Origin of the sequence: Hymenobacter sp. B1770, from assembly GCF_049896385.1 — a bacterium.
Taxonomy (GTDB): Bacteria; Bacteroidota; Bacteroidia; order Cytophagales; family Hymenobacteraceae; genus Hymenobacter.
The window spans coordinates 55,482-69,608 of sequence record NZ_JAFCUF010000004.1; the positions used below are offsets into that span (position 1 = coordinate 55,482).

The 14,127-nt window shown below is 57.6% G+C and carries 7 protein-coding genes; 4 read left to right on the forward strand and 3 right to left on the reverse strand.

The genetic code is table 11. The features are described from left to right. The first annotated feature begins 49 nt into the window (after positions 1-49). Entirely contained in the window at positions 50-3,796 is a 3,747-nt protein-coding gene (locus tag ACP7AJ_RS09465; RefSeq protein WP_426059955.1) for a hypothetical protein, read from the forward strand. 292 nt (positions 3,797-4,088) lie between these two features. After that, positions 4,089-5,084, forward strand: coding sequence for a Ppx/GppA phosphatase family protein (locus ACP7AJ_RS09470; RefSeq protein WP_426059956.1), 996 nt, complete (start codon positions 4,089-4,091; stop codon positions 5,082-5,084). 43 nt (positions 5,085-5,127) lie between these two features. Here ACP7AJ_RS09470 and ppk1 read toward each other — a convergent pair whose 3' ends face one another. The 3 genes from ppk1 to ACP7AJ_RS09485 all read right to left on the reverse strand — a co-directional run bounded on the left by ppk1 (position 5,128) and on the right by ACP7AJ_RS09485 (position 11,540). Next, positions 5,128-7,482 carry a polyphosphate kinase 1 gene (gene ppk1 / locus ACP7AJ_RS09475; protein WP_426059957.1) on the reverse strand — a complete coding sequence of 785 codons (2,355 nt, stop codon included), beginning with the start codon at positions 7,480-7,482 and terminating at the stop codon, positions 5,128-5,130. Positions 7,483-7,865: 383 nt separating this feature from the next. Continuing rightward, positions 7,866-9,860 (reverse strand): DNA topoisomerase (ATP-hydrolyzing) subunit B, encoded by a 1,995-nt coding sequence (gene gyrB, locus ACP7AJ_RS09480; protein ID WP_426059958.1) that lies wholly within the window; start codon positions 9,858-9,860, stop codon positions 7,866-7,868. Between the two features lie 237 nt (positions 9,861-10,097). Further along, a complete protein-coding gene (locus ACP7AJ_RS09485; RefSeq protein WP_426059959.1) occupies positions 10,098-11,540 on the reverse strand; it encodes a T9SS type A sorting domain-containing protein in 1,443 nt (480 codons plus the stop codon). Positions 11,541-12,012: 472 nt separating this feature from the next. Between ACP7AJ_RS09485 and ACP7AJ_RS09490 the strand changes: the two genes are divergently transcribed. Further along, positions 12,013-13,269 (forward strand): tyrosine-type recombinase/integrase, encoded by a 1,257-nt coding sequence (locus tag ACP7AJ_RS09490; protein WP_426059960.1) that lies wholly within the window; start codon positions 12,013-12,015, stop codon positions 13,267-13,269. After that, on the forward strand, positions 13,266-14,120 hold the full coding sequence (locus ACP7AJ_RS09495) for a hypothetical protein (protein ID WP_426059961.1): 855 nt from the start codon (positions 13,266-13,268) through the stop codon (positions 14,118-14,120). Before ACP7AJ_RS09490 ends, ACP7AJ_RS09495 begins: the two co-directional genes overlap by 4 nt. The last annotated feature ends 7 nt before the right edge of the window (positions 14,121-14,127 follow it).

Here is a 14,127-nt window from a genome sequence, read left to right on the forward strand (position 1 = left end):
ATCCTACTTTTTAGCTGAACTGCCGTAAGAGAGTCTATACACAGACTTTATGAACCGGATTTTAACCCTTTTACTAGCAACTTCGCTGTTGCTGGGTGGTACCTCATACGGACAAACTACTTTTCCAGTCCACACCGTTTTTCTACTGGGCAACACCGCCCAGACCAATCTGCCCACCGCCCGGCTCAAGCTGCTCCGCCAAACCCTAGAGCAGCAGACTGGCCCTTTCACCGTGGTTCACCTCGGCGACATTGTGAGCAACACCGGCCTTTCGGCCAAGAGCGATACCGCACTGGCCCAGGCCGACCGCAGCCGCGCCGATGCCCTAATTGCCTTGGTACAGGGCTTGCCCCAAGGTAAAATCTATTTCCTGCCCGGCGATAAGGACTGGGCCAACTCCGGCCGCGCCGGTCTGAAAGCCGTCCGCCGCCTCGAAAAATACATTGAAAAGCAGCTCCCCGGCCAGAATGCGTTTTTACCCAGCAACGGTTGCCCTGGCCCGGAGGTGGTGGACGTAGCGCCGCTAGTACGGCTGGTTGCCCTCAACACGCCTTGGTTCACCCATCCGTTTGACCGCCCCGAAGCGCCCGACACGGACTGCAAAACCCTTACGAAAGAAGAATTTCGGGAGCAGCTGCAGGACCTGCTTGATGACACCAAGGGGAAGAATGTACTACTAGTTGGCCATCATCCCGTGCTAAGCAACGGCGTATACGGCGGCGCGCAGCCACTTTCCCGCCACTTGAGTCCACCGGTGCTGGGCACCGTCTACGCCGCCTATCGCCAGAACGTAGGTAGTCCCCGCGACCTCGCCAACCCGCGCTATCAGGAATTGCGTCAGGAACTGCTGAACACCCTGCAAAGCAACCCCGGCGTAGTTTACGCGGCCTCCCACGACTACAGCCTTCAGCTCACGCCTTTTCAGGGCAACTACCACCTGGTGAGCGGCAGCTTCGCCGAAAGCCAGCATGTGGGTCCCAAAGGCGATGCGCGCTACAGTGAGAGCAAAGCAGGGTACTCTACGCTTGAATACTTTGCCGATGGCGCTGTAAAGACCCGATTTTATACCTTCGGCGAAGGTGCTGCGCCGGCTAAGGAGAGCTACAGCACCACGCTTTTCCGCTCGGCCTGCAGCACGCCGGCTGCCCGTAACGACCGGGGTCAGGAAGGCGATGCCCCCATCAACCCCTTCCTCTCCGACTGCCCTGGCGTGGCCAAAACTGCTGCCGAAGGCAAACCCGATGCTCCGTTTCAGGCCACTACCGTGGTGGCGGCCGGCCCTCAGTACGGCGGCACTCCCGGCAAGCGCTTCTTTCTTGGCACCAACTACCGCTCCTCCTGGCTGCAGCCCGTCACGGTGCCCACGCTGGACCTGGCCTCTGAAAAAGGCGGCCTGCGTCCATTCGGCAAAGGCGGCGGACGCCAAACGACTTCGCTTAAGCTCATTGCCGCCGATAGCTCAGAATACGTTTTTCGGTCGGTGGATAAGGATGTCACCAAGATTCTGCCTCCGGAGCTTCGCAGTTCGGTGGCCGGCAATGTGCTGCGCGACATCACGGCGACGGCCCACCCGTACTCGGCCCTCGTCATTGGCTCGCTGCTCGACCAAACAGACATCTTGCATGCCCGGCCCCGCCTGTTTCGGCTGCCCGACAACCAGCAACTGGGGTCCTACCGCGAGGAATATTCCGGGCTGCTCGGCACCCTCGAAGACCGCCCCAAAGACCCCAAGCCCAACCTCCCCGGTTTTGGCAATTCCGACGATGTGGCGCGCAGCTTCAAGCTTTTCAGCAAGCTCTACAAAGACAACGACAACCGGGTCGATGCGCCCGCCCTGGCCCGCGCCCGCGCCTTCGACATGCTGGTGGCTGACTTCGGCAAGCACGAAGACAACTGGAAGTGGGCCGGCTACAAACAGCCCGGTGGCGGCACCCTCTACCGCCCCATTCCTCGCGACCGCGACCAAGCCTTTACCCTATGGAATGGCCTGCTAACCTACATCGCTAACCGCGAATGGGCCGTGCCCAGCATTGAAGATTTCCAGGCCGACTTCAAAGACATGAAGAGCCTGAACTGGCCGGCCCGCCACCTCGACCGGCTCCTACTTCAGGGTCTCACCCGCGAGCAATGGCAGGAAGCTGGCCAATACCTGCAAGCCCGCCTAACGCCGACCGTTATCGATGAGGCTACCCGAACACTTCCTGTTGAAGTTCAGGATATTTCTGGCGACGACCTCAATCGCAAGTTGAAGTCTCGTATCAAAGCCCTGCCCAAGGCTTTGGACAAATACTACCTCCTATTGGCCAAGCGAGTCGACGTGGTGGGCAGCAACAAAAGCGAGGTATTTCTGGTGAACCGACTCCCCGATGGCCAGGTACGGGTGCAGATGTTTGACAAGGCCAAAGAAGGCGACCGCCCCAATGGCCCCGCGCTGTTCGACCGAACTTTCAAGCCCAAGGAAACCAGGGAAGTTGTTCTTTATGGCCTCGATGGCAAGGACGTGTTTACCGTAACCGGCGAAGGCGGCCGCCGCAGCATACTAGTGCGCATAGTGGGTGGAGCAGGCAAAGACCGCATTGCCGATGACTCCCGGGTCAGCGGCCTGCGCACCCTCACCAAGGTCTACGACGTGCCGGATACTGACCTGCAGCTGGGCCCCGAATCGGACAACCGCACCAGCACTAGGTTTGGCGTGAATGCCTATGACCGCGAACAATTCGAATACGACTCCTACCGACCCTCCATCGGGCTGGGCTACAACCGCAACGACGGCTTCACGGCCAGTGCGGGCGCCACGTTCCAGACGCAGGGCTTTCGAAAGCCGGGCTTTAAAAACCAGTACTCCGTCCTGGGCGAAGTGAGCACGGGTGGCCAGCGCCAGCTCACGCTCAGCACCCGCCACCGCTATGCCATTGGCAGAGTCGATGCCGGTGGGGCAGTTAGCTACGGCAACTTCTTCCCGTTTTATAACTTCTTCGGCCTGGGCAACAACACCGAGCTGAACCAGGACCAGTACGACAACAATTTCTACCGCGCCCGCTACCGTGGCGTCACCCTCAACGGATTTCTTGAGCGCGTGTTCCTGCAGCGCAGCGTGCTGCGAGTGGGCCCCACTTACGAGTACTACGTTACTGATTTTGCTCCCGACAGCTACATAGGGGTTCTCAACCAAACGCCCGGCACCGACCAGATTCGCCCCAACACCAGCACCCAACGCCTGCTGGGCCTAAACGCTATTTTTGACCTCGACCTGCGCGACCGGCAGGCCTTTGCCCGACGGGGCGTGCGCCTGCGGGCCCAGCACGATACTTATCGTCAACTCTCCGGCTCGGAGAGCACCTTTGGCCTCACTCAGGGCTTTGCTGAGTACTACGGCACGGCCCGGCTGGGCATTCCCATCACGCTAGTGGTGAAGGGGGGCGGCGCCAAAAACTACGGCCCCACCAGTGAAATTCCGTTCTACAAATTCACTTCCCTTGGCTTGCGTGAAGGGCTGCGCGGCTACTACCGCAACCGCTTCAGCGGCGATGCCAGCCTGTACTACAATACTGAGTTGCGCTTGGCGCTGGGCCAGGTTAGAAATGGCTTCCTGCCCTTTTATTACGGCTTATTTGGCTTTTATGACCAAGGCCGAGTCTACTACCAGGGCAGTTCGCCCGGGGGTTGGAACTCAGGTTATGGCGCCGGCTTCTACATTGCGCCGGTGGTCGAAACCCTGGCCCTGTCGCTATCCTATCAAAAATCAGCAGAAAGCACCCTCATTCAGTTTGGGGTTGGTTTCCGAATCGATAAATAAGCAGCAGGCAAAAGCCGGGCTTACTGACAAGGCACTTAGTGTCTTCACCTCACTTACGCACAAGGTCCAACCAAGTCTGCTACCAGCGCCGCATCTAAGCAAACCCTAGCAGCCCGTTGGAGCACTCAACAGCATCGCCTTATAAACGTATTGGTTATGAGCTACGCGCCCTTCACACCGAAAATGGCGTGTTTCAAAATCCCAGTGTTGCGATTAGGCAAATGCGAGGATGCATTACAAGCTTTGATGCTCCATGTGCTGCCCGCAGCTATTGCACCGTAATTTTGTGCCTATGAATTATCCGCTTCGCAAACTTGCCGCCATTGATATTGGGTCTAACGCTGTTCGGTGCCAGATATCGGCGGTTCTTTACTACGAAGGCCGTTACCGACTTAAGCGCGTAGAATACGTTCGATTTCCCATGCGCCTGGGCGAAGACGTGTTTGCTTCGGGGGAAATTTCCCCAGCCAAGGAAGAGAAATTTGTCAAATTTCTGCACTCCCTGAAGCTGCTGATGGAGGTGCATGAGGTATGTCATTACTTGGTTTGTGCTACGTCGGCCATGCGCTCGGCTAGCAATGGAGCCGCCATTGCGGCCCGGGTGCAGGCCGAACTGGGTATGGAAATCAAGGTGATTGACGGCCAGGACGAGGCTTTCTACATCAACCGTGTTATTGAGCACTTGTTGGAAGACAATAAGCACTACCTGCACATCGACGTAGGCGGCGGCAGCACCGAGTTCAACATCTACCACGACCGCCGTAAGGTGGCCGCGCAGTCGTTTGAAATTGGCTCCATCCGCCGCATGCAGCAGGAAGAGAGCGGCGACGCCAACACCGATGCCCAGGCCGAGCTCTGGGCCCGCATGGAAGCCTGGGTGCGTGAGCATGCGCGCAAGCACCACGTCACCCGCGCCATTGGCACGGGCGGCAACATCAACAAAATCTACAGCCTCTCGCCTGCCGCGCCCAACAAGCCCATCACCAAGCGCAGCATCGACAGCATCCTCAAGCGCCTCTCGGGCCTAAGCATGGAAGAGCGTGTGAACGTGGCCATGCTCAACCCCGACCGGGCCGATGTCATCGTGCCTGCTGGCCACATCTATCTCTCGGCCATGGAGTGGGCTGGCGTCAACAACATGCTGGTGCCGGACATTGGCCTGAAAGACGGCATGATGCAATCCTTGTTCGAAGACTTCTTCGACGAGCTGAACTCAAATCCGGCGGCTGGGCACCCCGCGCACTTGCCCGTGCCCGACCTGCAAAACCAGCCGGCGGAAATGGAGTAAATCCCAGGTCATGGCCCGTGCCCCTCTTGGGCACGGGCCAAGGCTACACCCGGGCTGCATCGGCGCTTAAGCTCTCCTCGTCGATGTGGCCCACCGGCGTCGCATCGTCTTCGCAGGTTTCCTCCGGCTCCCCTTCGCCAAAGGCGTCGTCGGCAGCTATCTCGCTGGCCTGGCGTGCGGCTAAGGCAGCCATTTCATCGGCTACCCCCAACGCGGCCGCCACATCTATGCGGCGCTGCGCCTGCACATCGAGCAGGGCCAGTAAGCCTTCAGGCGAAGCCGTAGCCAGCTGCGCTTCGTCGCGTTTGAAGAAGGCTTTGTGGACATTCACCACGGGCTCGCCCGGAGCAGGGTGCTGGCGAATATAGGCGCCGTCTTCCCGCATCACATAGCTATTCTGGTTGTCCATCATATTCATCATCAGAATATTGATGGCCTCTCGCTTAAGCTGCGGATTAACAATCAAAAACAGTGCTTCGATGCGGCGGTCAAACGAACGCACCATTATATCGGCTGAGCCGGCATAGACCTTGGCTTCGCCGCCGTTATGGAAATAGAACAGCCGGGTGTGCTCCAGATACTCGCCCACAATGCTGCGTACTTCGATGTTTTCGCTCAGGCCCGGCCGGCCCGGCCGCAGGCAGCAAATGCCCCGCACAATAAACCGAATGGGCACGCCCGCCTTGGCGGCCTTGTAAAACTCGTCGATAATCTCCTTGTCCTCGAGCGAATTCATCTTCATCACGATGCCGCTCGCTAGGCCTTTTTTGGCGTGCTTCACCTCCTCCCGAATGAGGTGAATGAGCTGCTGGCGCATGTCTTTGGGCGCCGTGATGAGGTACTCGTAGTCGTCGGGCTGCGAGTGCCCGGTGATAACGTTGAAGAATTCCGACACGTCGTGCCCGTACACGTCGTTGGTCGTGAGCAGGCTCACGTCGGTGTAGAGGCGCGAGGTCTGCTCGTTGTAGTTGCCCGAGCCGATGTGCACGTAGCGGGTCACCTTCTCCCCTTCCTTCCGGATAATCATGAGGAGCTTGGTGTGCGTCTTGTACTTGCTCACGCCGTAAATCACGAAGCAGCCCGCCTTCTCCAGCCGGGCACCCTCGCGAATGTTCTTCTCCTCATCAAACCGCGCCTTCACCTCAAACAGCACCGATACGTGCTTGCCATTCTCAGCCGCCTTTAGCAGCGCGGCCGACACGCGGGAGTCGTCGGCCAGCCGGTAGATGGTTTGCTTGATGCCCAGCACGTGCGGGTCCACGGCGGCCTGCTCCAGTAGCCGCACCATGGGCTCGATGCTGTTGTACGGGTGGTGCAGTAGCACGTCGTGGTGCTTGAGGTACTCAAACATGTTTTCCTCGGCCCCTTCGGGCAGGCTGAGGGGTGCCACGGGCGAAGGGAGTTTAGGCGTTTTGCCCCGGAAAGCCGGGTGCTTCACAATCTGCCACAGACCTTTCAGGTCAATCAGCGAATTGATGACGAAGACGTTGCCATTGTCGATATTCCACCTCTCGCGGAGTACGTTCATTAGCACCGGCGAGGCGTTCGGCTCCACTTCCACGCGCACCACGCGGCCCCGCTTACGGGTCTTTAAACCCACTTGAATTTCCTTGATGAAGTCGTTGTCGATGTCATCAGATTCTTCCAGCGTGAAGTCGCCGTTGCGGGTGATGCGGAACAGGTTAGCCGCCACAATCTCCACGTTGCGAAACAGCCGCGGCAAAAACTCGCGCACCACTTCTTCAATGGGCACAAAAATCACCTTGTCTTTGCGCACGAGCTCAAAGAAGCGGGTCAGGTTCTGCGGAATCTGCACGAAGGTGAGCCGCTCCTGTCCTTTTTCAGCTTCGCCATCCAACCCCACCGACAGGCCATTTCCAATACGGGTAACCACGCCAAAAATGAGCATCTGGTTCATCATCAGCGGGAACCCATGGTAGGCGTCGTACACCATGGGCGTGAGCAGCGGAAACACGGTATTCTTGAAGTAGCCGTCGGCCTTTTTCACTTCCAGCTCCGTGAGGTCCGACATCTTCAGGATGTTGAAGCCGTTCTTTTCAAAGTTGGGTTTCAGCTCATTAATGTAGGTCAGGCTCTGGTCGTTGACGAAGCGGTGCGCGAAGTCCAGCAGCTTGCGCCGAAACGGCAGCTCCCGCAGGCCCGAATAGTCAATCCGCTCTTTGCCATAGTCCAGGTAGTTATACAGTGACCCCACACGAATCATGAAAAATTCGTCGAGGTTAGAACTAGTGATGGCCAGGAACTTGAGCTTATCAAATAAGGCCCGGCTGGGGTCCTGCACCTGGTCGAGCACGCGGTAGTTAAAGCGCAGCCAACTTAGGTCGCGGCTGATGTACTTGCTTTTGCGAATAAGGTCGGCAGATTTGAAGAGCTTCATATTGGATAGAAAAGACAGGGCAAAATACGGCCAAAGCCCCCTGATTAGGCTTTTTTACGTGGAAATAATGGCCATGGCTTCAATTTCAACCAGCAACCTTAGGGCTATCAGCACCTTAACTTAAACCATGCAGGCTGCCGGGCGGCTACTCCCGAAGACCCTTCCAGGTGCCCACCCCATGGTTTCTCATTTGAAAATATTCGGTCACGAACATGCGCGTGCGCGCCTCCTTTTCATAATACGTCTCGGCCAGGAATGGAGCCATTCCAACCTTCTCTCAGCATGACAGACAGAGCACGCAACATGTATCGAAACGCTTTGCCTGACACTTACCAGAAAAAGAAAAGGCCCGCTTTGCAGCGGGCCTTTCCAAGTGATGCTGGCTAAACGTCCAGCTTGGCGTATTTCGCGTTCCGCTCGATAAAGTCGCGGCGGGGGGCTACTTCGTCGCCCATTAGCATAGAGAACAGGTGGTCAGCTTCGGCGGCTGACTCTACCGTTACCTGCTTCAGGGTGCGGGTCATGGGCTGCATGGTGGTGGTCCAGAGCTGCTCGGCGTTCATTTCGCCAAGCCCTTTGTAGCGCTGCACGTTCACTGTTTCGGGCTTGCCGCGGCCGAGGTCTTCCTGCGCTTGCATGCGCTCATCCTCGGTCCAGCAGTAGCGCTCCTCCTTACCGCGCTTCACGAGGTAGAGCGGCGGCAGGGCGATGTAGATAAAGCCCCGGTCAACCAGCTCGCGCATGTAGCGGAAGAAGAAGGTCAAAATCAACGTCCGGATGTGCGAGCCGTCAATGTCGGCGTCGGTCATGATGATGACCTTGTGGTAGCGCAGCTTGCTGAAGTTAAGCGGGCCCGACTCGGTACCGTCGTCCTCCGTAGTGAAGGCCAGCGACTTGCGCTCGTTAAAGCTCACGCCCAACGCGGTAATCATGTTCTTGATTTCCTCGTTCTCCAGAATGCGGTGCTCCTGGGCTTTCTCCACGTTCAGGATTTTACCCCGCAGCGGCAGAATGGCCTGGAACGCCCGGTTGCGGCCCTGCTTGGCGGTGCCACCGGCCGAGTCGCCTTCGACGAGGTATAGCTCACAGATTTCAGGGTCCGACTCCGAGCAGTCGGCCAGCTTGCCCGGCAGGCTGTTCGACGACAGCACGCCCTTGCGCTGCACCATGTCTTTGGCCTTGCGGGCGGCGATGCGGGCCTTGGCGGCCAGAATCACCTTCTCCATGATTCTGTTGGCCTGGTTGGGGTTCTCGTCCAGGTACTGCGTCAGAATTTCGCCTACCACCGAGTTCACGGCGCCGCTCACTTCGGAGTTGCCGAGCTTGGTTTTGGTCTGGCCTTCAAACTGGGGCTCCATCACTTTCACCGAGATAACGGCCGTTAGGCCCTCGCGGAAGTCGTCGCCGGTAATCTCAACCTTGGCTTTCTCGAACAGCTTGTTCTTGTCGCCATACGTTTTCAGCACCCGTGTCACCGCTGAGCGGAAACCGGCCACGTGCGTGCCTCCTTCGATGGTGTTGATGTTATTGACGTAGGAGTAGACGTTTTCCTGGTACGAGGTATTGTACTGCAGGGCCACCTCGACCGGCGTGCCGCCTTTCTCGCTTTCTACGTAGATGGGCTCCGACAGCAGCGAAGGGCGCTGCTCGCCGTCGAGGTACTGCACGAAGTCGCGCAGGCCGCCCGTCGAGTAGAACTCCTCGGAACGGAACTCGCCGCTGTCCAGCTTCTCGCGGCGGTCGGTGAGGGTAATGCGGATGCCTTTGTTCAGGTAAGACAAGTCCCGCAGGCGGCCGGCCACCGTGTCGTAGCGGTACTCGGTTTCGGTGAAGATGCTGGCATCGGGCAAGAACTGCACCTCCGTGCCGTGCTCGTCGGTGTCGCCAACCTGCTTGACGTCGTACTGCGGGAAGCCAATTTTGTATTCCTGTTCGTACATATGGCCGTTGCGGCGCACGGTTACTTTCAGGTCGGTGCTGAGCGCATTCACGCAGCTCACGCCCACGCCGTGCAAGCCACCGGATACTTTGTAGGAGCCCTTGTCGAACTTACCACCAGCGTGCAGCACGGTGAGCACCACTTCCAGGGCCGACTTGCCTTCCTTGGCGTGCCAGTCGACGGGAATGCCGCGGCCGTTGTCGCGGACAGTGATGGAGTTGTTTTCGTTGATGGTGACGTTAATCAGGTCGCAATGCCCGGCGAGGGCTTCATCAATCGAGTTATCGACTACTTCCCACACCAGGTGGTGCAGGCCTTTCATGCCGGTGTCGCCGATGTACATGCTGGGCCGCTTGCGCACGGCCTCCAACCCTTCGAGTACTTGAATGCTGTCAGCGGAATAGTCCGACTGGGGAATCTTCTCTTTCGTTTCGCTCATGTGGGCGGGATTAAATCAGGTCGTAAAACAGCCCTTCGGGTTGCTAGGTACTGAACAATCAAAAGTACTTATTTAATCCCATTTTTGTGAATTTCTGCAGTTTTTATCCTGGGATTTTTTCATTCCCTCCCTCCTTTTCAAAGCGTCCAAAGGCCTGGCATCTACGAGCAAAATTGTTCCATAAAAAAAGGCCTCTCCCAGCAGGGAAAGGCCTTAGCGTAAAACTTTGAACAAGGATTAGTTTATCACCAGCTTTTGCGTGGCGATGCCAGCATCCGTCCGGATTTGCAGGGTGTAAACTCCGGTTTTCTGCCCGCTTAGGTCTAGGTGAAGCTCCCGAGAGCCAATGGCAGTGGCGCTCAGAGCCTGCGAACGCACCTGGCGGCCAAGGGCGTCCAGTACTGTGAGTTGCGCGTGGCCCCTGAGGGTAGTACCGAGGGCTACTTTGAACACGCCCGAATGACTGGGGTTTGGGTAGGCGCTCAGTGCCCCCTGTAGCGCGGCGTCGCGGGTGGCTGTAGCCGTCAGATTATTCAGTCTGAAGATGCCGCCCCCGCCGGTTGCATCGGTAAGAGTACCGGCATAGCCCGTAGCAGAACCGGGCGTGGCACCCGGAATCAGGTCAAATGCAAAGAATCCTTGCCCGGTATTCATGTTTGTCCAGTTGATGCCGTCTGTGCTGTAAGAGCTGCCGAAGTCCTCGTCCACGCCAGTGGCCGGGAAACGCTGGCCCACGCTGTAGTAGCGCCCGTCCACGGCATCAATGTCGTACCAGAAAAAGCTGCCGGTGGCCGTATTGACTGGCGTAATGGGCGACCAGGTAGCTCCTCCGTCGCTGGTGCGGATGACATTGACTTCAGTGACGGCGCTGCCGTTGTCTTTCACATTATAGGCGATGCCATTTAAATCGTCTTTGAAAACAACTTTCCTGATAGTTTCGGTGAGCGTGGTAGGTTGGCTAACGGTCCAGGTCTGACCCCGGTCGGTTGTTTTGAATACCCGCTCCCGGTCGCTGGTTCCCAGCGAAGCACCGCCAAACCAGAGGGTGTTGCCGCGGGCAAAAACCGAATGCACCAGCCCGGCTTCGCCAGCAAACGGCGCGGGGATGTTGGCCGCGGGGATGCGGTTCCAGGTGAGGCCACCGTCCGTGGTTCTCAAAATTTCAAAGTAGGCATTCGGGGTGCCGGTGGGGTCGCCCATGGCCATGCCTTCTTGGGCATTGAACATGTGAACCATGTTTAGGAAGCCCCCTTGATTCTGAACAAACTGGGCGGTGGTGCTCACTTTGGTCCAGCTTAGGCCGCCGTTGGTGGTTCGCAGAATTTCGCCTCCACCGTTTGGCCCGTGGGTCGCAGCTAGTGCCACTGTCGAGCTAAGACCGAATACGTTGGCAGTTTGAAAGTTCTGCGAGCCGGCACTCACAGCTTCCAGGCCGAACTGAGTGCCGGTCGCGTTGTTGGTCACAAAAACGTACTGCGGCACGCTGCCGGCATTGTTTTCCTGGGCTACCAGCCACGCAACAGTGGGCGACACTGTGTGCACGTAGCTAATCCGGTAGCTGAGGGCCGTTCCTATCGAAGGACGATTGACCTCAACCCAGGGGCCGAGGTTGGGGCCAGTTTGCGCATACGCGCTGCTGCCAAACGCAAGCAGACCCAGAAAGAGTAATATTTTTTTCATAGCTACAAAGAGACGTTGAGCGGATGAAGCAGATAACTGGCGGATAGAGACAATGTCCCACATGAGGCCTACTACCATGCACAAATCACCTGCTTTTCAAACCTAAGATAAGAGGGGCAAATGATTATAGCCAAAATCATTCGCTTTTACTTACTAAAAATTCAGCAACGCCGTAATCAGCAAGCTTCGCATAACCGCTACCTTTTCATCATTGCATCATCTGGGCCTGTACGCTCCTCGAGCTTGACCAAAAACAAAAAAAGACCCTTCCCGGACGGGGAAGGGTCTTAGTAGAATGGCCCCGTTTGGATTCGAACCATCTATCCACTCCCATATGCACTCCGATACAAACATACGCCTAATGGCTTAAAAACGGCTATTCATTCGTAGTTAGCCGGCATAGCTACGGAATTAATCGGTATTAATCGGGGTTTTTGTCCTAGATTGCGTCCTACATAGGACACTCCCCGCAATGGCTAAAATCTCGTTTTTGCTATCGGCCCCGGCTGCTGATAAGCCCACCCCCATCTTCGCCTTTCTCAGCTTTGCCGGCAAGCGCGTGAAGGTTTACGCCGGCCGTTCCATTCAACCCCGGCAATGGGACAAGAAAGAACAGCGAGCACTAACGCGGGGCTACCCGCGCAACGGGGCAATAAACGACTGGCTGGACCTGCTGGCGAAGCGGCTGGAAAAATGCTATGACACGCACGCCGCAGCCGGCACCTTGCCCTCGGCCGACGACCTACGGGCACTGGCAGTGCCGGAAACCGTACCCGAGCCGGCCCCCTCATTGGCCCCCACGTTCTGGGACCGCTACGCCGAATGGGTTGCCTACGTCAAGGCTTCGGGAGTTCTCGCCACGGCCCGCGCCCACGCCACGGCTGGCCGGCACCTGCGGGATTTTGCCAACGCCAACGGATACACGATTGACTTCGACACCCTGACGCCCACCGTAGGGGACCGCTGGACCGCTTACCTGCTTGACGTGGTGGGGCTGACCGATAACACCATCAATAAGAACCTGGCCCGGCTCAAATCCTTTATGAAGTGGGCCACCAAGCGCGGCTACACTACCAACACGGCTTTGGGACAGGTATCGTGGAAACAACGCCCGCCCGACGTACTGACCCTGAGCGAGGCCGAATTGCTTGCCTTGGAATCGTTACCCCTACCGGTGGGCTCCCGTCTGGAAAAGGCCCGCGCCTGGTTCCTGCTGGCGTGCTACACAGGGCTGCGGTACTCCGACTTGACCAGCATCAACCCCCAGCATTTGCGCCCCGCTACGGCCAAGATTCCGGCCCACCTGCGCCTGACTGCTAAGAAAACCCGCGACGTAGTGAACGTCCCCCTGAACGCCGCCGCCCTGGACTTAGTAAAACGGGTGCTGGCCGGGGAGCTGTCCAGCATTAAGGGGCAGCCGATTACCAATCCGGTCCTGAACCGCTTCCTGAAAGAGTTGGGGCAACTGGCCGGGATTGATAGCCCCGTCGAAGTGATACGCTACCGGGGCGGCATTGCCGACGTAACCACGGCCCCCAAATACGAGCGCCTGAGCGTGCATACCGCCCGCCGCACGTTCGTTACCCTGAGTTTGAGCCGGGGAATGAGCGAACGCTTTGTGATGATGATTACCGGCCACCGCACGGCCCAATCCTTTCAGCGGTACGTGAACCTGTCTGCCGAGCGGGTAGCGGAAGAGTTTGCCAAGTTTAACACCATGCCTGTATGAACAACCAGAACGACCAGTACCGGGAATTGGCAGGTTTGGATATCTACGTAACCCCCCTAAAAGAGAAGCTTGATGCCCAAAAATGGGACCGCCTTATGCAACAGGTTGCTGATAAGGCCGGGCAATCGTTCCGGCCATCTGTCCCCGTTTATTCGGTTGTTAAACGCCCCAATCGGCTTATAGTGCGACGAGAAACCCCAGCCGAGCAGTCTCTGCGGCAAGTGGCTTATTTTCGGGGATTGGCATACCACTGGTACGCTAAACAGGATTCGCGGGCAGAACCTAAAGCCCTTGACCCAAGGGAGTACGAAGCACAGCGGCTTTGCCGCATTAGCCGGCTACTGGCTACTTCTGAACAAGAAGGCGAGAAAACGAAGTGCGTTCCCATTGGAAAACTGCGGGAGGTACTAAACGACGGGGACCGTACCCCCGCCACCGTGGGCACGGTGCTGGGAATGATTGACTGGTTCCGGCATTGCTTGGCGGCGTTTGAGGGCCGTACAGTGGCCCCGGACGTGAAGCCTATCAAGATAACCCCCCTGAGCCCATTGGAGCAGATTTTGGGAGATAAGTTTACCGTTGAGCACCTCGAAGCCTGTGCTCACGCGGCGGGTTTGGTGGACAAGAACGGCAAGTTCTGCGCAGGAGACAAGGGTGCGTTTGCGGGCTTCTGCCGAGCGTTACAGGACAAAAAGGCAGGCAAATTGAAGGGAGCGTTGGGGACTGTTGTGCCCATAGTCGCCCGCCATTTCGGAGTAGACACGAAGGTTCGCAAAACGAGTACAGAAATAGCCGAGCGGTTCTACATGCTCACCAACCGCGCCCTGAAAAACGGTATCCCGACTGATTAGGGCATCA

Excerpts from the sequence above, each read along its gene's own strand:
- ACP7AJ_RS09465 (WP_426059955.1), top strand. The coding sequence starts at position 50 with ATGAACCGGATTTTAACCCTTTTACTAGCAACTTCGCTGTTGCTGGGT.
- ACP7AJ_RS09470 (WP_426059956.1), top strand. The coding sequence starts at position 4,089 with ATGAATTATCCGCTTCGCAAACTTGCCGCCATTGATATTGGGTCTAAC.
- ppk1 (WP_426059957.1), bottom strand. The coding sequence starts at position 7,482 with ATGAAGCTCTTCAAATCTGCCGACCTTATTCGCAAAAGCAAGTACATC.
- gyrB (WP_426059958.1), bottom strand. The coding sequence starts at position 9,860 with ATGAGCGAAACGAAAGAGAAGATTCCCCAGTCGGACTATTCCGCTGAC.
- ACP7AJ_RS09485 (WP_426059959.1), bottom strand. The coding sequence starts at position 11,540 with ATGAAAAAAATATTACTCTTTCTGGGTCTGCTTGCGTTTGGCAGCAGC.
- ACP7AJ_RS09490 (WP_426059960.1), top strand. The coding sequence starts at position 12,013 with ATGGCTAAAATCTCGTTTTTGCTATCGGCCCCGGCTGCTGATAAGCCC.
- ACP7AJ_RS09495 (WP_426059961.1), top strand. The coding sequence starts at position 13,266 with ATGAACAACCAGAACGACCAGTACCGGGAATTGGCAGGTTTGGATATC.